This window comes from Natrinema soli (genome assembly GCF_028618695.1).
This window is the reverse complement of sequence record NZ_JAQIVI010000842.1, coordinates 1-513: the sequence shown is the minus strand read 5'-3', so window position 1 is coordinate 513 and position 513 is coordinate 1. Positions and strand designations below refer to the sequence as shown.

Annotated in this window: 1 protein-coding gene and 1 pseudogene; both read right to left on the bottom strand. The window is 66.5% G+C overall.

Annotated features, from left to right (window positions below; all coding sequences use genetic code 11):
• Positions 1-399 (bottom strand): adenine nucleotide alpha hydrolase family protein (locus tag PGX04_RS34005; RefSeq protein WP_465263874.1); only part of this gene is annotated, 399 nt, incomplete at its 3' end.
• Positions 396-513, bottom strand: a pseudogene (locus tag PGX04_RS34000) (electron transfer flavoprotein subunit beta/FixA family protein); the annotation flags it as partial. The pseudogene PGX04_RS34000 and the gene PGX04_RS34005, both read right to left, overlap by 4 nt.

Genomic DNA, 513 nt, shown 5'->3' with positions numbered 1-513 from the left:
CTCGCGGGTCGCGATCAGCGTCTCGCCGTCCGTCTCGAGATCGATCGTGTCGGTGACGACGGGGAGATCGAGCTGGTTGGCGACGGCGGGGGCGTAGTCGAGCCCGTTGACGCTGTTGGGCGTCAGGACGTACTGTGGTGCGAGTTCGTCGTAGAGCTGCGTAATCGCCTGCGTGTAGACGTCGTGGTTGAACTCCTCGCCGTGGGAGACGGTGTGGATGGCGTCGACGCCGTCGCGATTGCACTTGTCGGCGAAGTCGTCGACGGTGCCGCTGATGACCGCGAGGTGGAGGTCGCCGCCGGTTTCGTCGGCGAGCTCGCGCCCGGCGGTGATGATCTCGTAGCTGACGTCGCGCAGGTCGCCGCGGCGGTGGTCCGTGACCGCGAGGACGTCCGTCATTGTGCCACCCCCTTGTCGCGGAGCAGTTCACCCAGCTCAGAAGCGGTCTCCTCTGCGCTGCCCTCCCAGAACGTCGCATCGCTCTCGCTTTCGGGCTCGTACATGGCCGTCAAG